Genomic DNA, 17,962 nt, shown 5'->3' on the forward strand with positions numbered 1-17,962 from the left:
TTTGATTGCGATCAGGCCTAGAAAACGAGCGTACGAAAAAAGTTTGCCAACGAAACAGTGGCAAACTTTTTTCGAATCGGTTTTAATTAACGGTCCCAACCGGATTTGAACCGGTGATCTCCTGCGTGACAGGCAGGCGTGATAACCCCTACACCATGGGACCAATAAAAAAATGGAGGTTACAGGGCTCGAACCTGTGACCCTCTGCTTGTAAGGCAGACGCTCTCCCAGCTGAGCTAAACCTCCAATGACCCCTACGGGATTTGAACCCATGTTACCGCCGTGAAAGGGCGGTGTCTTAACCACTTGACCAAGGGGCCATTAACATAACAGCAAGACTAATTATATGGGATAAACCGGTCGCGGTCAACAATTATTTGCAATTTCTTGGAAAAGATTTTTTTCGAGTGATTTGTAGGATCCGCTTAAGCACATTTCTGGCAGGAGCATGACTGACAAAAGACCAGCGCCCGCCAGAATCGATTGTTCCAAACATTTTCTTCAAGCCTGAAATTTGCCGAAATGTTGTTCAGCGCAGAATTGCTTTAGCTGATATGCTATTGCTTTCAGATCACGACCAAGATAATCCGCCCAAATCCAATTGATCTTTTTGACGTTCAGAATGACGTCGTAAAGGATGGTTGAGCTTCTACCGCCAAATTAAAATAGTAAGAAATCGAATTTTATGGAACTTCCGCCACCTCTCCCCCCAAAAACTAAGGGAAAAAGCCAGCCTCGCCTTCACTGTCAACTTGGCCATGACTACTTTCAGTGGGGCTTATTGAGGATCAGTGATCAGCCTATCCCAGCGGAAAAGTAATGGCAAAGACGCGCTTGGACAGAACTTGGTTGGAGTTTGATTGTTTCAAGCTTGTCGACGATCAGCCAGGCCGGAGAATAGATGTTTTCCGCCGACATTCGTTCTCTTTCCTCACCGTGAATAATTGGCGAATTATAGCGCGACCGACTAATTTTAGCAAGGTAAATCCGCTGTGGCTCTGCCAAGTCAGCCGCCGTGAACAAAAAGTTAAGTGCACGCGCTTCGATCGAGATGTTCAACTCTTCTTTAATTTCTCTAACGGCCGCTTGGGTAACACTTTCGCCAGCTTTTACCCCGCCTCCAGGAATTGTCCAGTACTGCTGATCGCTTTTTTTCCGAGCAATTAACAAGACCGAATTTGTTCGCTCATCATACAAGATGACTCGTGCGCGCATTTTTTATCCTCCTAACTTAAATGTTGGTCCCTTGAGCCATTTAAGCGCTGTGACCAAATCAGTAGTCTGATTGGGCCAAATGCAAAACAGCTGATTGTTGGAAATGAATAGGGGCTCCGCTCTTTACGGCGTTTAATTTGAACCCTTGCGTCCTCTCCGGAACAACCACATTAGAATCCAAATTAGATTTATCCTCTCCAGAACGCTATCTTTTAATTTAAGCCATTCGTTTGAAATTATGTTCTAAGCCTATCCAGATGTCAAGACCGTCATAGCCCGCTAACATATCTTTTTGGGAAGCATTCTGGTCGTGCATAGCGCAAGCAGATTCTTTAATGGCAATATCATAACCCTCAAATTTCATTTACCTATTGCACACACCGCGGCCACTTGCTTGAATGTACACTCTTTTTAACGGCCCTGCTGAGCTGGTTTATGAACCTAATTGCTCATCCTGATTAGGTTAACCGCTCGAAGTCAACCCGTTGTGTTCCGCACTGAAACGTGTTCGCCGACCTAGCTTCTTCCGCTTAGCTACGCAACTATTCCGGAGGCATAAACCAGCCTCCAAAATAGTTACTAGGCTAATGCTCAGAAGCTACCCAGGTCGTCTCTCACTCTGGCGTTGGTGGATTGTTCACTCGTTGGCGGAAGGTCGGGCTGGGGGTGAGTCAGCCGCGATATTATTGTTGGCGATTTATCGCCTACAATAAGGCTCAGCTTTGAGATTCGCGCGGGTTTCGCGAAGCTCAAAGTGACGCCCGCAGCGTTCCACCACCCCCAGCCCGACCTGGAGCCCCACCACATCTGCCAACCACCAACGCCCTGCGCAGCGCCGGCCGCGGCCAAACGACTCATTTTTCCAAAAGGTAACAAGCGCTTTCTTTTACAATGAACAGGCGGACTTATATAATGAAAGTGAACAATATTGAGAAGGAGTGTGCCAACATGACAGAACGCACCTTTACGAAAGCGGAATTAGCGGAATACAACGGCGTGATCCGCCCAGAGAAATACGCGGCGATCGACGGCTTGGTTTATGACCTGACCCCGATGGCGGCTTGGGCTGGTCCCAACCACCACGGCAATGTGGCCGGCCAGGATCTCAGTGAGGCGATCACCCACGCGCCCCATTTGAAAACAGTCCTGCCTAAATTGCAGGTCGTTGGTAAGTATCTAGGTTAACCGCGAACAATCGGGTCTCATCGCTTAGACCAAAAAAGGCAAGTCCAGAATAAAAATGGACTTGCCTTTTTTGCTATATTCAAGCGTGGCGGGTATTTTGACAAGCAATCCTAGCCATTAACTAATTTCGCTCGCAACTTATTGGAGATAGCCTCGACGATCAAGATCAAAACGACTAAACCGATCAAGATTGAGCCGACTTGGTGCCAACGATAGGAATTCATCGCAAAAATCAGCGGTGACCCGATCCCGCCGGCGCCTACCAGGCCTAAAATCGTCGCGTCCCGGAGATTCATGTCGAAACGATAGATCGTGATCGAGCTGAAATTGGCGATCAATTGCGGAATGATGCCAAAACGAATTTTCTCGAAAGTCGTGCAACCCATGGCGTCCATCGCCTCAAGAATGCCCCGATCGATATCTTCGATCACATCCACATACAACTTGGAAACCATTCCGATCGAGGTCAGCGACATGGTCAACACCCCGGCAAACGGTCCCGGACCGGAAACGCGGACAAACATCAAGCCATAGACCAATGAAGGGATCGTCCGGATCACCACCACCAAGAAGCGCGTGATCAAGTAGACCGGCTTCGGCACCACACTAGGCGCCATCAGAAAGGCAAAGGGGATCGAAAGGATCGCTCCGAAGATCGTTCCCAAAAAGGCAATACAGATCGTTTCGAACAATAAATAGAAAACACCTTGGGTAGTAAAATTCCAGAGCAATTGCATGTCCGGGCTCAAGATCCCCTTGATGATATTGCCGGCAATTTTAGCGCCGCCATCATCTGGCGCCGAAAACGTGATCGCCGTTAGTGACCAGAGCAACATCGCCAGGATGATGCCTCCTAAAAGCAGATACTGCCGTTTTTTGGAAGGCTGCTCACTTAATTTTAATTCAATCATTTCACTCATGCGCCCATCCCTCCTACTGCAATTTCTGCCGCGCGGTTTGACTGATCAATTCAATCAAGCCCACAGTGACGATCAACACCGTCAAAATCATCCCGACGTTGCCATAATCACGCCAGCCCAACTGCTCATTGAGAATGATCCCCAAGCCGCCGGCGCCGACGTAACCTAGGATCGCCGCATAGCGCAGATTACCTTCGAAACTGAACAGCGAGGTGGACAAATAAGTCGGCAAGATTTGTGGTACGATGCCGTAACGAAAGGCCTGCAACCGGGTCAACCCCAAGGACTCCAAAGCCTCAAAAGTCCCCATATCCAAGGATTCGATCTGTTCATAAGTCAGTTTACCCACATAAGACACGGTGAAGATAAAGATGGCCAACGTTCCTGCCATCGTCCCTAAACCGAAAATAAACGTGGCGATCAAGGCCATCACAATTGTCGGCAAGGTCCGCATAATACTAAGGAGCAACTTAAAAAAACCGGAAATTAATTTTGATTTGACGATATTCGTCGCCGATAACACCGCCAACGGAACGGCCACCAGCGCGCCCAGCAAGGACCCAAGGAAGGACATTTTGATGGTGTCAAACAGCGGTTGCCAGACTCGGTTCAAGAAATCTAAATGTGGAGGAAACATTGCCCCCAAGATCACGAAGAATTGATGGCCGTTAGTGGCCAAGGTGCGGAAACTGAAGTGGGTGACCCGCATCGCCACGATGATAAAGACCAATAGGATCGCGCAGATCAGTGGCACTTTCGAGCGTCGTTCCGTGACCACTTTTCCATTGGGCAGCGTTAAGGTTCGTTTACGCATCGACAACTACCTCCGTCGCCACTGGTTCTGCTGACCCTTTGATCGAACTAGCGCCATGACCCTGATAAATCTCATCGATAATTTCCTGAGTGACCGCGCTGGTCGGCCCATCGAAAACAATCTCCCCTTGGCGGATCCCGACAATGCGATCAGCATATTCAATCGCCAGATCAACATGGTGGATATTCAAGAGAATCGAAATATTCATTTCGCGATTGATCCGTTGGAAATCATCCATCACGATTTTAGCCGTGACTGGGTCCAAGGCCGCCACCGGCTCATCCGCCAAAATAATGTCCGGATCGCCAACCAGTGTCCGCGCCAACGCCACCCGCTGTTGTTGACCGCCGGAAAGCTGGTCCACCCGAGTGTACGCCTTATCCAAAATGCCCACGTTATCCAACGCCTTCAGGCCAGCAATCTTCGCCGTGGCCGGATAAACGCCTAATAAACGCCGCCACCAAGAAAGCTCCGGCACCAAACTGACCAAAACATTGCCTAAAACAGTCGTCCGCGTGATCAAATTAAAGGATTGAAAAATCATCCCGATCTTACTGCGAAAACGCCGGATCTCCTTACCCTTCAGTTGGGTCACATCAACACCATTGACGGTCAATTTTCCTGAACTGATGTCATGCATTTTGTTGACACAGCGTAACAAGGTTGATTTTCCCGCACCGGAAAGACCGATGATCGCCACAAATTCGCCTTGTTCGATTTGCAGGTCGACATTTTTTAGACCGACGTGACCGTTGGGATAGATTTTTGATACATTCTCAAATTTGATCATTTTCTGTTCCTCTCAATTTTCGCCCTGATCGACTAGCGCGCCAACCTCGCGACTGGACGCATATTCGGCAAAAAGTGAGACGCAAGGTCGCACCAACACGCTGCTGGCCAACAAGGGTCTCACTTTCTTTGATCAGGCTCTTGATCTTGATTTTAAAAATCTTTCAAGCCAAAACACAATACATAACTTGCACGCCACTTTGGCTATTTAGCCGCGGCTTTGACTAACTTCTGGGCTTCACGGGCATTATCGTAATCAGCGGAGGTTGCCTTCTTGTAGCCTTCGTGGGCATAGATCGCGATCACTTTCTTACCTTCTTCTGACTTGCCAATGTTGATAAAGGCTTGTGACAAGGCCTTCTTCAAGTCAGCGTTCATGATCTTAGAATTCTTGCTGACCGAGATCGTGTCATTGTAAATTGGTGGTGTCACACCTAAGACGTTAGTTTCATCCCAGATGCTGGCCTTGCGACCGTATTCTTTCTGCCATTGTTTTTCGTAATCCATCCGCGCATCAGCGAACGCAACCATGATATCGGCCTGACCCGCAGCCAAACGCGCCATGGAGCTGCCGTATGAATCAGCTTGGACGATGTGCTTCAAATCAGAAATGTTCTTCTTGTAATGATCTTTCAGCCAAAGACTTGGGTAAATGTAACCGGCTGATGAAGAGGAACTCATCACGCTCCAAGAAGCGCTATTCAAATCATCCCAAGTCAATTTCTCACCGGAATTGATTTTCTTGCCTAAGGCTTGACCTTTCGCCGAAGGTCCAGCAATCAGTAATGACCGGTAAGAAGCAGCCTGTTTGTCGGTCTTCTTCGTCGGTTTGTTTTCGTTCCATTTAACCGGATCTTCGCTGTCGTTAGACAAGCCAGCCCGTGTCGCCGCCAGGAGCACTTCGGCGCCATCATCGTATAAAACATAAGTCCCACCAGGAATGAAGCCCACATCTAAAGTGCCTGATGATAGGGATTCGCCAACAGCTTCATAGCTGGTCCCCACAGAAATATCCACGTCTTTGATCGAATAGCCTTGCTTTTTCATTTCTTTCTTCAAAAGATCCTTCAACGGCTTCGTCGCGGAAACGATCTCTTCCGGATCTCGGGATGGGACAAATCCGATCGACAATTTGTCGATACTCTTTGACGCGCCGGCATCTGCGCCAGACTTCGAACCAGTGGTGCTGGTGTCAGACGCGCAGGCAGTCAACGCCAAGCCCAAACCCAAAACGCCCGCAAAACGCAAAACTTTCTTAAACAAAATAGCTCCTCCTCAAGAAAAAACGGTTTATTGCTGTGTTCAGCAATTTTCATTATAGCATTCACAAGTTCGGCAAACCAGACGTTTTACGAACTTTATTTTAATATTTTCGGGAAAAGTTCACCATTTAAAAAGTGGCCAGATTCTGAAAGCGTCGCCGTAACAGCGCCATTACTTGCAGTAACAGCAATAGATAGGCATTGATTACAAATAACTCTTACCATTATCTTGATTGGTTCTTAGTAGCTTATAAAGTGGTTCGTTCCAATGTTCGGATTTTACCGAACTTTTAATAAAAAAAGTCAGAGCCACTCTTGACGCTGGCGCCACAAAAAAAGCATCGTGCGCGCCACGATGCTTGGACAAACAAATCTTAATTTGAGTGTACCCCCACCTAACCACATTCAATTGGCTAGAACCAACTGGTCAACGTCATGGGACTAAAGTTGCTTGCGGGCAAACTTCAGATTGGCCAAAAGCAAAGCCAGCACTCCTAAGGCGCCAGTCACCAGCATGGCCGGCCAATAAGGCGTTAAGCTACCTGCCTTGGTCAAGAAAGTCAGATTATGATTGATCAGTGACAAAGGATTATAATGCTTGAAATCAGCGAATAGACTCAGCAAATACAGAATAACGGTGTAGCCGATCACCATGAACAGGCCTTCGTAACTGTTGCGCGCCAAAGTCGAAGCCAACACGATCAGCGCCGTCAAGCTACAGCCAAACAGCAGCAATGGCAAGAAAGCCAGCCAAAGATGAGGACTCTTTTGATCGGGGAAATAATAAGCGGTATAGCCCCACGTGACGAGAAACGAAACCAGCGCCACCAGTACCCATTCCGCTGTGATCACCAGCCACTTACTGACGATCACCGTTCGCCGCGGCAATCCCTTGGTCACCAAATTGACCAACGTACCACGATTGACCTCACCACTGACGGTGCCACCGAAAATGATCGCCAGTAAATAGATACCGATCTGGCTATTATTTTTATAAAACTGGGTCCACGAATCCAATGAAGTCGGTGTCGGCACTGAGAATTGCTTGCCGAAACTCATTTTCATGATTTCTGGCGTTAATTTGGCCATTAAGGGATTCATGAGCCCAAAAATCAGAAAAACAATCAACAGGATCAAGAAACGCCGAGAGCGCCAGGCTTCCCGAGCTTCCTTTTTGATCATGATCCACGTCATGGTTGCCCCACCACCTTTAAGAAGATCTGTTCCAAGGAAGGCGCCACCTGTTCCATTGCCAATGGCGTTAGTTCCATTTGCAACAACAGCTGCCAGGCCCGCCGGATCAGGGGTTCGGCCGGGCCTTGATAAGCGAGGCGGACTTGCTGGGTGGCCGTCGTCACTTGACCCCAGTTTGGCTGGGCCGCCAATGCCTGGGCAAAGCGGTTGGCCGCGTCGACCTGAGCAAAGCGCCAGATCAATTGAGGCTGGGCATACTGCTGCTTCAAGGCGGTCAGCGTATCGCAAACTTGCAGTCGCCCTTGATCCAAGATCCCCACATGATCACAGATCCGCTCCACATCCGCAAGAATATGGGTCGAAAATAAAACCGTGGTCTGCCCTCGTAAACTGGCTAATAATTCGAGAAATTGATTCCGTCCCTCGGGATCAAGCGCGGAAGTAGGCTCATCGCAAATCAATAAACGAGGTTGATTCAACAGCGCTTGAGCGATCCCCAGCCGCTGCCGCATCCCCCGAGAAAAGCCCTTGATCCGCCGCTGCCCTGTTGCCAAGCCGACCCGGGTCAACATCGTTTTGATCCGCGGGGTCAACTCAGCCTGAGGCAATCCCGTGATCTGGCCACACAGTCGCAAATATTCTGCCGCCGTCAAATAATCGTAAAACGCGGGCACATCAGGTAAATAGCCCGTCAACTGATTGGTGGTCGCGCCGCCATATTCAACGGGACGGCCAGCGATCTGGATCGTACCGTGATCCAGTTGTTCCAGACCTAAGATCAGCCGCATCGTCGTGGTTTTACCTGCGCCATTCTCACCAACAAAGCCGAAAATCGCGCCTTCGGGAACAGCCATCTCTAAATTGTTCAGGACTTGCTGGCTCCCGAAACTTTTCCCAACTTGGTGCAATTCCAGCAAACTCATGCCTGGTCACCGCGGCCAAACACAAAGTAGACCACTGGCCCAATGATCTGGAAAACCACCACGATCACTAACCAGAGGATCTTGTTGCCGAAACGGTAATGAGGATGGCGGAGAACGTGGATCACCGCCGCGATCATTAGCCCAAATTCCAACAAGATCAAGGGAATCAGGATGGGCAGATTTTCAATAAAAAATTGACTATTATTCTGCAGGTTCGTCATGTTGTTCAACCTCCAATAAGGTTTGTAGTTTTTGTAGCTGTGGCGCAAGCGTCGGCTCCGTCGCCAAGGCTTGAATCTGCGGATCCCCCAGCAAAACGCGCAGTAAATCGCGGCGTAAATGATTACTATTGCGTGGCGTTTGCGGTCCGATCTCCAACTGATCCAGCCACGGTTGGATCCGATCGAAATAAGCATCCCCCTGTAACTTGATCGGCACCACGACTTGGCGCAGCACCGTTTCAAACCGGGTCAGCACCTGACTGAGTAGCGCGATCTGCCGCTGATGAGCAAACCCCAGACAAGCGCCGAGCAAGAAATTCAAGACCACGACGGGATGAATCTCGGGAAAGGAAAAGGCCGTGGCCAATTGCCAAGTTCGTTGGTAGGTTTCCGCAAATTTTGCGGGCTGGTCGCTTAAGAGTAACAACGAATTGGTCAGCAAACTCATTAATTCAGTCAAATATTGGAATAACGCGCTTTGAACCGTCCGCAACGCCTCATCATTGCGTCCCAATTGTTGAAAAGCGCCGGCAATCAACGACTCTGGTGGGATCGTCGCTGGCACGAACTCCCCCAATGCCGCTAAAACTTGCTCCGGCTGCTGCAGCATCAGATCACAATAAGCCTGATAGCTCCGCGCTTGCACGACCAACTCCGGATCTCCGGCCGCATTCTTGACCCGCTCAAATAAGGCCCGGGCCTCGGTCAAATAGGTTCTCTGTTTCTCGGCGGCATCTTTGCCCGGTAAATAATCCAAATGATTCACCAGCAATAGCCCCATTTGCAACACAAACGGGTAGCAGGAATAATACTGCCGCACCAAATCATGGATCTTTTTGAGCAGGATCGCCCCATCACGCTGACCAAACTCCGCCTTCAATTGCTGGTAGATGCGTTGGATCTCCGCGGTGGTCAACTGGGCATTGTAGGTCAATAACTGATCCACGCTAATGTCGAAATAGGCCGCTAAAAGTGGAAGCAGGGTCACATCGGGATAGCTTTGTCCCGTTTCCCTTAGTTAAAGATATTGTTGGGTATCTCAAGATGTGTCATTCGATTTTGCCGATAAAGCGGTAGAAGATTTCCACTTCCTGTTCCCGGCTTCCGTCCTCACTTTTGACCGCTTCATGGACAAGGATTTTTTCAATCAGCGTATTCAGAAGTTCAGCCGTCAATTCTGTGGGATTGACATACTGTTTCATCAGACCTATCCACTTTTCAGCGTCAACCGCTGTCTGGGCGGCGGTCTCCATCGCTTCGTGAAGCCGTTCAATTTTTACGTCCAATTCTCGCTGTTCGCCCTGATACTTTTCGGACAGCATATTGAAATTGTATTCTGTAATGCGTCCGGCAGACCAGTCCTCATACATTTTTGCAAACAGGGTGTCTACTTCTGCTTTGCGCTTTTCCGCCTTTTTCAGTTCGGCTGTCTGCCGCTTCCTTGCAGTATTGCGTTCCTTGTCGCTGGCGTTAAGTAGCCGTTTCAGAAGTTTGTCCCCATCCTGCTGTGCCAGCACAGACCAGTATTGCAGACGGGAAAGGACATAGGCGTAAAGCACATCATAGCGGATATAGTGCATGGAACACTGGTGCAATCCTTGCCCGTACTTGCTACAATGGTAGTGGGCATAGGGATTTTTGTTCTGGCTGTTCATACCATAGGCCAGCGACCAGCCGCAGTCCGCACATTTTACCAGCCCGGAAAATATCTGTGTTGTGCCGTTCTTCTGCCGTCTGCGCCTGTTGCAAATCTGCTCCTGTACTTGACGGAACACATCTTCGGAAATAATCGCTTCGTGGGTGTTCTCCACACGATACCATTCCTCTTTTGGCTTGCGTACTTTCTTCTTGTTTTTGAATGAAATGTTGGTCTGCTTATTGTGGACGCTGTGTCCGATATAGGTTTCCTCTTTCAGAATACTTTTCACCTGCGCTATCGTCCACGCATAGGCTTTTTCCTCCGGCGCTCCGGCATAGATATTTGCGAAAGTGCCGTATCTCTGGAAATTCAGCCAGCCGGGAGTAGGTACTTTTTCTTCGACCAAAATCCGTGTAATGCTGGCGGCTCCCCGGCCATGAACGGCAAGGTCAAAAATCTTTTCGATAATCCACCTTGTTTCCGGGTCAATCAGAAGATGGCCTTTCTTATCTGGGTCTTTGACATAGCCAAGCGGAGCATAGGCTCCATAGTGTGCGCCATTTGCGAACCGTGTCCGCATGGCCGCCTTTACCTTTTTGCTGGTCTGGCGGGCGTGCATTTCATTCAGAATGTTGAGGAATGGGGCAAGCTCATTCTCTCCGTTGATGGTGTCCACATTGTCATTGACAGCGATATAGCGGACGCCTTTGCTGGGAAAGTAGATTTCCGTGTACTGGCCGGTCAGAATGTAGTTTCTGCCTAAGCGGGATAAATCCTTCGTAACAACGCAGTTGATTTTCCCGTCCTCAATGTCATCAATCATTCTCTGAAAATCCGGCCTGTCAAAGTTCGTTCCAGACCATCCATCGTCGATATATTCATCTATGACATTCAGGCCATGCTCGGCGGCATATTGCCGGAGCATCATGCGTTGTGTCTGAATACTCCCGCTTTCTCCTTGCAGTTCATCGTCCCGGCTCAATCTCATATAAAGCGCCGTGTTGTAAATCGTAGTATTGTAAGGTTGTTTCACCGTAAAAATCCTCCTTCTAAAGAAACAACCCACGCTTACAATACTTTTGCTCTATGGCAATTATATCATAAGCGTGGGCGTGTTATCAATGATGGGCTATCAGGTTGAAGCGGCTTTTTCTGCGGTATGCCGCACCACATCTACAATCAGATCACCGAGGGGCTTCCCGCCTGCGGCGAAGTGTTCGGAGATTTTTATACGGTTGTTCCCACATACAAAATACTGCGTGCCGTTCTCTGCTTGTATAACCTGCCCTGTTCGGGGTGTAAAAATATCGCTTTCACTTTTTGCCATCCAGTGTCCTCCATATTCAGTTTTCAAGGTACAATGCCGCACAGAGGCGGCGAAAATTTCTGCTTATATCTATCACCTTTCCTTTACCGTGTGCCGCTGCTGACGTTTCAGTTCCGCCAGTATATCCGGCGGGATACGGTCAACCAGCCGCTGTAAATTGTCCAGTTCGCTTTTCAGCTTTGCCCGTTCCATCGTATCTTTCATCTTTCCTTTTTCGCTGGCCTTTGCCCTTGCTTCCAACTTCTCATTCTCCGCCAGCAGGTCATTGATTGTGACCTTGTACTTTTTCAACTGCCCGGAGAAATTCTCCATCTGCGGGAACCACTTTTTCAGCATGGAGAGGGCTTCCTCTTTTTTCTTTCCGGCGTTCAGCGGGTTAATGCCGTCCAGTGTGGCTTCAATGGCTCTTGCCTGCCGGGAGAGGGAAACCGCCTGTTTGAAAAGCCGGGTGGGGATATGCTTCCGGCCTGTCCTGCTGGCGCTCTCCCCACGCTCCAAGTCAGGATATTTCTCCACCATATAGGCGTGAAAATCGTCCTGCCACTTCGTCAGGTTTGCCCGGTTGCCGATAATCTCCTTTGCACACAGGCGGTTGTCCTTTGTCAGCGGAACAAAGGTCAAATGCAGGTGGGGCGTTTTCTCGTCCATGTGTACCACCGCCGACACGATATTTTCCCGTCCTACCCGGCCAATGAGGAAGTCCGCCGCCCTCTGGAAAAACGCCTGTATCTCCTTTGGGGATTTCCCCTTGAAAAACTCCGGGCTGGCAGTTACCAGCGTATCGACAAACCGTGTGCTGTCCTTGCGGGTTCGGCACCCGGCCTGTTCAATGCGGTTTTGAATGAAATGATAGTACCTGCCCTCTGGCTTGACGATATGAAAGTTGTACTTGCTCCGGCTTGTGTCAATGTCGGGGTTGCTGGCGTATTGTTCTTTCTGTCTTTCGTGATGGGCTTCCAGCGGCCTTGCCGGGTTGCCCTTGTGCTTCTCAAACCGCAAAATTGCGTGTTGTGCCATTCTGCTCCTTTCCCCATTCCTTTCCTATCCGGGGTTTTCCACAGGGAAAATCCCGCAGAAATTAGCTCGGATAGGATTGGAATGGATAGAATATAAATAAATCTTTTTAATCTTTGTATTTCTATATACCGTCCGGTTTTCGTACTTCCGGGGAGTGATTTCCTCACTTCATAAGTACGGTTTTCAGCCCTCCGGCGTACCAGAACCGGATTTCTTGAAGTCGGTGTTTGGAACCGCTTCATAGGATTTTGGGAAAATGCGGTTGGGTTTTCCACAGCCCTGCTTCTGGATCTCCACCAGCCCGGCGTATTGCAGTTCCCGCAGGGTGTTTACCGCTTTCTGCCGCCCACAGTGGAGCAGGTCAACCACCTCGCAGATGGGATAGTACAGATAAATCCGTCCGCAATCATCCGCCCACCCATTCTTGCGGGATAACTCTGTCCGGCGCAGGATAAAGGCGTACAGAACCTTTGCCTCGTTGGACAAGGGCTTGAATGTGGGGGCTTCAAAGAGGAAATTCGGGAGCCGGGTGAAGCTGAACGCCTTTTCCGGCTGATGGATATAGATGGTATTTGTCATAGTGCGTTTTGTGGACGGTTAGAAGCCCGTTTTCCGGGGCGGGCGATACTTTATACCACCAGCCCCGGTTTGGGGCTTGCGAAGCCTGATAAATCAAGGCTTTTTTCGCTCCTAACTGTCCACAGCAGACCTCCTTTTCCGTTCACTTTCTGTTTTCTGCCGCCTGTGAACTCTGGCGGCACAGCCGGGGCAGTATTTTGCCCGGTTGGATTTGGGGACGAACACACCGCCGCAGACCTCACAGCGTTTCAAGTCCTTATCCCGGAAAATCTCCGCTTCCAGCGTCCCGTCCAGCGGCAAGACCGCCCAGCGGAACCACTTACAGCAGACCGAGAAAGAAATCGTCTGCGGACAGGTGCAGGTGTCCCCATCGTCAAGGACAATGCAGTTGCCGTCCTCACAGCAACAGCACTCCCGGCGTATCAGGCTGGCCGCCTGTTTTCTCTGCGCCGGGGTCATGCGGTAAAGGGAACCGTCCGGCCTGCGTTCCAGCGGCGGCAAGTCTTTATAGGGGTTATCTCTCATGCGTTCCCTCCATTTTGCTTTCCGTTGCCGTTCTCCCCGAAAAGGTTTCCTGCCCCATTCCTGCGGCGTGTTCCGGCGTTGGCACGCTCCTCGCAACTTCGGGACATTTTGTCCCGAAGTCCGACTCCTTGCGGTGCTTCCCCAGCCGGGGTATTCCTTTTCGGACGGTCATTCTGTTTTCAAGGTGCCGTCCATCGATGAACTACCCTAAGTCTACACGAAAAAAATGCAATTCCCGGAATATTGCGAGAATTGCATTTTGATGAAGTTTACACTTTGGAAATTGCATTTTTGCAATCATTCTGTATAATGGAAGTATGCGGAGGAGGTGCGTATCTATGGCTTTACCCGGAACGCCCGGACAGCGGATTTCCGATTTATGCAACGGGAACCACATCACACAAAAGGAACTTGCGGAGAAGATAGGCGTTTCCGCTTCCCAGTTGAGCCGCATTGTCAGCGGCGAAACAAGAACGGTCAGCAGTGATATTCTCATAGGTGTGGCAAAGGAATTTAAGGTATCGACAGACTACATACTGGGCTTGTCTACCGTGAGCGTTCGTAAAAGCTACGATATTTCTGAATTAGGCTTGTCCGAGGGAGCCGTGAGGGGGCTTGTGACGGGTGCTGTTGATGTGCAAATCCTCAACCGCCTGTTGGAACACAGGAATTTTCCTAAGCTGATAGATTTGATACGGATTTATTTTCAGGATACGGCGGCAAAGGGCATAACAGCAAGAAACCAGCTTATCGAGATGGCAACGGCTTCCCTGTCCGACCTGATGAAAGAACACCCGGAACACCGGGCAGAAGCGAAGCAGGATTTACAGCTTTTGAACGCCCAAAAGATAGGGGAACATGAAGCGGAGATTGAAAAAATCAAAAATGTGTTCCTGGCTATCCTGCGGGACATTAAGAAAGACATTGACAACGGGGAACAGCCGGGAGAAGCTGTGACCGCCGCTATGTTCCAAGCCATGCGGGACGCACTGGCGGAACAGAAACAAAAACCACTTTCCATTGACGATGTAACGGCGATGATAGCTGGACAGATCGGACAGCTTACACCGATGGATAAAGAAACTGTTGAAATGTTCCAGCAGTTTGCGAAGAAGATGATTGAGCAGGCAGGAACAAAGTGATAAATTTGAATTGTGAGGGAAAATACAGATGAATCAAGGAAGAATTATTGTGATTACAGGCTCACCGGGGACAGGAAAAACAACAACTGCGTCAATTGTCGCAAAGGAATCAGATATGGATAAATCAGTGCATATGCACACCGATGACTTTTTTCATTACTTAAGCAAAGGCGCAATACCACCACATTTGCCAGAATCCAACGAGCAAAATCTGGTTGTCATTGAAGCCTTTTTAGAAGCTGCAAAGCGATATGCTCGTGGCGGATATGATGTAATTGTAGATGGGATTGTCGGGCCATGGTTTTTGGAGCCATGGAAAGCTCTTGCCCAAGAAGATTACGAGGTACACTATATTGTATTAAGAGCGAGTAAAAAAGAAACTATGAAGCGAGCTGTGGAACGCTCAAAATTAGATAGAAAAACAAATATTGAATTAGTGGAAACAATGTGGGAGCAATTTTCCGGTTTGGGAGTATATGAATCAAATGTCATAGACACAACTACATTCACAATTAAAGATACGGTTTCCGCAATAAAAGAAAGAGTTGCATGTGGGACGTCTTTACTATCTTAGACATTCCCATTTGTCAGGAAGATAGCAAAGCCAGCCGAGCCAGTCAACGGTCAAGATGAACGGCGCATTTCATGCGCCGCCGTTGACAGTCCCGCCCGTCTTTGCTAAAGGGTAATCAAGGCGGGAAAGCCCTAAAATGGCTTCACACCTATTTCAATAATTGGAGGAGATAAAAATGAGATCAGAAAAGGAAGTTTATGATATTGTTTTGAATTTTGCAAAAACAGACAAACGCATTCGCATGGTTACTTTGGAAGGATCTAGAACAAATACAAATATTCCGCCTGATGATTTTCAGGATTTTGATATTACTTTTTTTGTTACGGATATGGACAGCTTCACAAGTGATGATAAATGGCTAGATATATTTGGTGAAAGGTTGATTCTGCAAAAGCCGGAAGATATGGAATTATTTCCAGCTGTAGAAAAGGGATTTTCATATTTAATGCTGTTTACTGATGATGTTAAGATAGATTTAACTTTGCTGCCGCTGGAACTGATAGACGAGTATTTTACATGGGATAAACTGGTAAAGTTACTGTTGGATAAAGACAACCGTATCGTAAAGCCGCCAATACCAACGGATATAGACTACCACTTGCAGAAGCCTACTCAAAGAATGTTTGACGATTGCTGTAATGAATTTTGGAATACTACAACATATGTAGTAAAGGGCTTATGCCGCAAAGAAATTCTTTTTGCTATTGACCATATGAATGATATAGTACGAAAAGAATTGCTTCGCATGATTTCCTGGCTGATTGGTATCAAACAGGGATTTCATTTCAGTTTGGGAAAAAACTATAAATTTATGAAGCAATATGTCCCAGAGGAATTGTGGGAACGACTTATGTCCACTTATAATATGGATTCCTATCCCCATATGTGGGAATCCTTTGAACAATGTATGGCATTGTTCCGGGAGGTTTCGTCAGAAGTGGCATGCCAGTTGGATTACCAGTATCCACTATATGATGAAAAAATCAGTAATTATGTGATTCGGCAAAAGAAAAAATATGGCATTGAAGATGATAACAAATAAAATTTTTTCAATCGAAAAAATTTATTTTGATTATTCAATTTTGAAAAACTGAATACCTCAAAATCAGAAAGAGAGCGGCCAAGCACTTTGAGGGATTGGCCGCCTTGTCCACCCATCCAGCGGGACAGCGGGCGGAGGTCAAGGCCGGGTGTAAACCCGTTCATTTCAGCCTTGACGGTTGCCCGTTGTCCTGCTACTTTTCCGGGAGTGTGGCCACAACTTCGGGACACTTTGTCCACAAGTTGGAGCGTAGGACGAGGAACTGGGGCTTTCATATACGCCCTGTCTGCTGATGAGTCCAGACCTGCGCTTGCGGCTCCACGCCACGCAAGCAAAGCCCTGTTTTCCTGCCGCTTCAAATGCCCTTGCCCTCCCCGGCGGCAACGGCATTTTCACGGCAACGCCGGCAGAGCGTATAACACACTACACTTTGCTTCGCAAAGTCGTGTGCCAAATGGGGGCGTTGCCCCCTTTGGAAACCCCCACAAGAAAAGGCGGTACGCTACCCCTCCACGGGGCGCATACCGCCTTTTCTTGTTATCCAGCCCTCCGGCTGTATCGGTTGAGCAAAAGTCCGCGTGGGATTGATGTGGTATCTTTAACTTTGGGAAACTCCATTTTCCCACTTTGAGACCGATGCTTTGGAGACGCCAATGAAATCAGCCAGCTCTTGCTGGGTCACTTTAGCGGTTTTGCGCTGGGCGCTGATCACCGCGCCGATCTGCAAATGCATTGTGTTGCCTCCCCTTGATGGTTTTATTGATTGCTTAGCATCATTATTGTTTAGCTTCATTTTACCTGTTCGCTGGGCTGGCGGCAATGGACTTGCTGTTAACTTTTGGGCTGTTTTGTCAACTTGCGGTAAACTTGATGACAGTAGTGCGCCCGCAGCTTGCGCTGCGAAATTCGGGGTGAGCTCGCTGTGGGCATCACTTTGAGCTTTTCGGAAAACCACCGAAAATCTCAAAGCTGAGCCTTATTCTAAGCGGCAAAGCCGCTAAGAATAACGACACGGCGATCTCACCCCGAATTTCTCCGCTCCAGCCGCTCAACGTTATAACAGCCGCTTGAGCACTCACGCCGACTGGCAAGCTATCGCCAATTGAATGGGAGCCACGTAATTGACGGCCGTGGTTAGTGGTCAGCAGCTTTGAATTGGTGACACCAGCACAGTCTGTCTGATGGACTAAGGCAAGTCCTTGATGAATCAGCTGAATCGGTCGGTTTCCACCCATGAATCATTAAGGAAACGAGTAGAGATGTTCGGCCTATGCAAAATGTCCTGACTTCCTAATCCGAACCCGTTGGTGTTACCGTACCACCTCAAAAGCGGGCAATTGTTTGACCTCTAGCTTGCAAAACCACTTCGTCAAATCCTTCACTTCGATTGCAGATAAGCTCAATTCTGCCTAGCAACCGCCTCAGGACGTGTAGCTCAGCGGTGAGATTATTCTTAGCGATTTATCGCTTAGAATAAGGCCTGATTTTGAGACAAGCCGCCGGGCTTGCGGATTGGCTCAAAACAGTGCCCACTGCGTTCCAGCCACGACAAACGTCCTGAGGCCGGTTGCGTCCCCACCAAAACCCACCGCGC

General features: G+C 48.7%; 20 protein-coding genes, 3 tRNA genes and 1 pseudogene. 4 read left to right on the forward strand and 20 right to left on the reverse strand.

Going from position 1 to position 17,962, the window contains the following annotated elements:
* Window positions 1-90: 90 nt before the first annotated feature.
* The 4 genes from ACYVSB_RS03750 to ACYVSB_RS03765 form a co-directional block, all read right to left on the reverse strand.
* Window positions 91-163: transfer RNA gene (locus ACYVSB_RS03750), tRNA-Asp, on the reverse strand.
* A gap of 10 nt (window positions 164-173) precedes the next feature.
* A tRNA-Val gene (locus ACYVSB_RS03755) sits at window positions 174-246 on the reverse strand.
* 2 nt (window positions 247-248) lie between these two features.
* Window positions 249-320, reverse strand: a tRNA-Glu gene (locus ACYVSB_RS03760).
* A 475-nt stretch (window positions 321-795) separates the two neighbouring features.
* Window positions 796-1,215, reverse strand: a complete 420-nt coding sequence (locus ACYVSB_RS03765; protein WP_461218475.1) for an NUDIX domain-containing protein — start codon at window positions 1,213-1,215, stop codon at window positions 796-798.
* 948 nt (window positions 1,216-2,163) lie between these two features.
* Between ACYVSB_RS03765 and ACYVSB_RS03770 the strand changes: the two genes are divergently transcribed.
* Window positions 2,164-2,400: a cytochrome b5 domain-containing protein gene (locus ACYVSB_RS03770; protein ID WP_125599033.1), complete on the forward strand. Its 237-nt coding sequence runs from the start codon at window positions 2,164-2,166 to the stop codon at window positions 2,398-2,400.
* A gap of 110 nt (window positions 2,401-2,510) precedes the next feature.
* Here the strand turns inward: ACYVSB_RS03770 and phnE (ACYVSB_RS03775) are convergent, their stop codons facing one another.
* The 13 genes from phnE (ACYVSB_RS03775) to ACYVSB_RS03835 form a co-directional block, all read right to left on the reverse strand.
* Window positions 2,511-3,320 (reverse strand): phosphonate ABC transporter, permease protein PhnE, encoded by an 810-nt coding sequence (gene phnE, locus ACYVSB_RS03775; protein ID WP_461218476.1) that lies wholly within the window; start codon window positions 3,318-3,320, stop codon window positions 2,511-2,513.
* A 13-nt stretch (window positions 3,321-3,333) separates the two neighbouring features.
* On the reverse strand, window positions 3,334-4,134 hold the full coding sequence (gene phnE, locus ACYVSB_RS03780) for a phosphonate ABC transporter, permease protein PhnE (protein ID WP_461218477.1): 801 nt from the start codon (window positions 4,132-4,134) through the stop codon (window positions 3,334-3,336).
* A complete protein-coding gene (gene phnC, locus ACYVSB_RS03785) occupies window positions 4,127-4,924 on the reverse strand; it encodes a phosphonate ABC transporter ATP-binding protein (protein ID WP_461218478.1) in 798 nt (265 codons plus the stop codon). Before phnC ends, phnE (ACYVSB_RS03780) begins: the two co-directional genes overlap by 8 nt.
* 203 nt (window positions 4,925-5,127) lie before the next feature.
* Window positions 5,128-6,186, reverse strand: a complete 1,059-nt coding sequence (locus tag ACYVSB_RS03790; RefSeq protein ID WP_461218479.1) for a phosphate/phosphite/phosphonate ABC transporter substrate-binding protein — start codon at window positions 6,184-6,186, stop codon at window positions 5,128-5,130.
* A gap of 440 nt (window positions 6,187-6,626) precedes the next feature.
* On the reverse strand, window positions 6,627-7,379 hold the full coding sequence (locus ACYVSB_RS03795; RefSeq protein ID WP_461218480.1) for an ABC transporter permease: 753 nt from the start codon (window positions 7,377-7,379) through the stop codon (window positions 6,627-6,629).
* A complete protein-coding gene (locus ACYVSB_RS03800; RefSeq protein ID WP_461218481.1) occupies window positions 7,376-8,302 on the reverse strand; it encodes an ABC transporter ATP-binding protein in 927 nt (308 codons plus the stop codon). The genes ACYVSB_RS03795 and ACYVSB_RS03800 overlap by 4 nt, the downstream gene beginning before the upstream one ends.
* Entirely contained in the window at window positions 8,299-8,523 is a 225-nt protein-coding gene (locus ACYVSB_RS03805; RefSeq protein WP_125601971.1) for a PLD nuclease N-terminal domain-containing protein, read from the reverse strand. Before ACYVSB_RS03805 ends, ACYVSB_RS03800 begins: the two co-directional genes overlap by 4 nt.
* A complete protein-coding gene (locus ACYVSB_RS03810) occupies window positions 8,504-9,511 on the reverse strand; it encodes an XRE family transcriptional regulator (RefSeq protein ID WP_125601974.1) in 1,008 nt (335 codons plus the stop codon). Before ACYVSB_RS03810 ends, ACYVSB_RS03805 begins: the two co-directional genes overlap by 20 nt.
* Window positions 9,512-9,572: 61 nt before the next feature.
* Window positions 9,573-11,195, reverse strand: a complete 1,623-nt coding sequence (locus ACYVSB_RS03815; protein ID WP_002334812.1) for a recombinase family protein — start codon at window positions 11,193-11,195, stop codon at window positions 9,573-9,575.
* A gap of 99 nt (window positions 11,196-11,294) precedes the next feature.
* Window positions 11,295-11,489, reverse strand: coding sequence for a hypothetical protein (locus ACYVSB_RS03820; RefSeq protein WP_002334813.1), 195 nt, complete (start codon window positions 11,487-11,489; stop codon window positions 11,295-11,297).
* A 72-nt stretch (window positions 11,490-11,561) separates the two neighbouring features.
* Window positions 11,562-12,506 carry a MobV family relaxase gene (gene mobV / locus ACYVSB_RS03825; RefSeq protein ID WP_002334814.1) on the reverse strand — a complete coding sequence of 315 codons (945 nt, stop codon included), beginning with the start codon at window positions 12,504-12,506 and terminating at the stop codon, window positions 11,562-11,564.
* A gap of 183 nt (window positions 12,507-12,689) precedes the next feature.
* A complete protein-coding gene (locus ACYVSB_RS03830; protein WP_002588752.1) occupies window positions 12,690-13,085 on the reverse strand; it encodes a replication initiator protein A in 396 nt (131 codons plus the stop codon).
* 111 nt (window positions 13,086-13,196) lie between these two features.
* Window positions 13,197-13,610, reverse strand: a complete 414-nt coding sequence (locus ACYVSB_RS03835; protein ID WP_002588751.1) for a cysteine-rich VLP domain-containing protein — start codon at window positions 13,608-13,610, stop codon at window positions 13,197-13,199.
* Between the two features lie 338 nt (window positions 13,611-13,948).
* Between ACYVSB_RS03835 and ACYVSB_RS03840 the strand changes: the two genes are divergently transcribed.
* From ACYVSB_RS03840 to ACYVSB_RS03850, 3 genes are all read left to right on the forward strand, one after another.
* A complete protein-coding gene (locus ACYVSB_RS03840) occupies window positions 13,949-14,752 on the forward strand; it encodes a helix-turn-helix domain-containing protein (RefSeq protein ID WP_002334816.1) in 804 nt (267 codons plus the stop codon).
* 49 nt (window positions 14,753-14,801) lie between these two features.
* Window positions 14,802-15,326 (forward strand): AAA family ATPase, encoded by a 525-nt coding sequence (locus ACYVSB_RS03845; RefSeq protein WP_461218482.1) that lies wholly within the window; start codon window positions 14,802-14,804, stop codon window positions 15,324-15,326.
* 175 nt (window positions 15,327-15,501) lie between these two features.
* Entirely contained in the window at window positions 15,502-16,368 is an 867-nt protein-coding gene (locus ACYVSB_RS03850) for an aminoglycoside 6-adenylyltransferase AadE (RefSeq protein ID WP_001255868.1), read from the forward strand.
* Here the strand turns inward: ACYVSB_RS03850 and ACYVSB_RS03855 are convergent.
* From ACYVSB_RS03855 to ACYVSB_RS03865, 3 genes and pseudogenes are all read right to left on the reverse strand, one after another.
* Window positions 16,317-16,727, reverse strand: coding sequence for a hypothetical protein (locus ACYVSB_RS03855; protein WP_461218483.1), 411 nt, complete (start codon window positions 16,725-16,727; stop codon window positions 16,317-16,319). The two genes, ACYVSB_RS03850 and ACYVSB_RS03855, sit on opposite strands and share 52 nt — an antisense overlap.
* 248 nt (window positions 16,728-16,975) lie before the next feature.
* A pseudogene (locus ACYVSB_RS03860) lies at window positions 16,976-17,101 on the reverse strand (helix-turn-helix domain-containing protein); the annotation flags it as partial.
* Window positions 17,102-17,297: 196 nt separating this feature from the next.
* The gene (locus ACYVSB_RS03865; RefSeq protein WP_125601980.1) at window positions 17,298-17,603 is read right to left on the reverse strand and encodes a hypothetical protein; all 306 of its coding nucleotides are present in this window, start codon (window positions 17,601-17,603) and stop codon (window positions 17,298-17,300) included.
* Window positions 17,604-17,962 lie beyond the last annotated feature (359 nt).

The sequence above is a fragment of the Lapidilactobacillus salsurivasis genome (assembly GCF_054785215.1).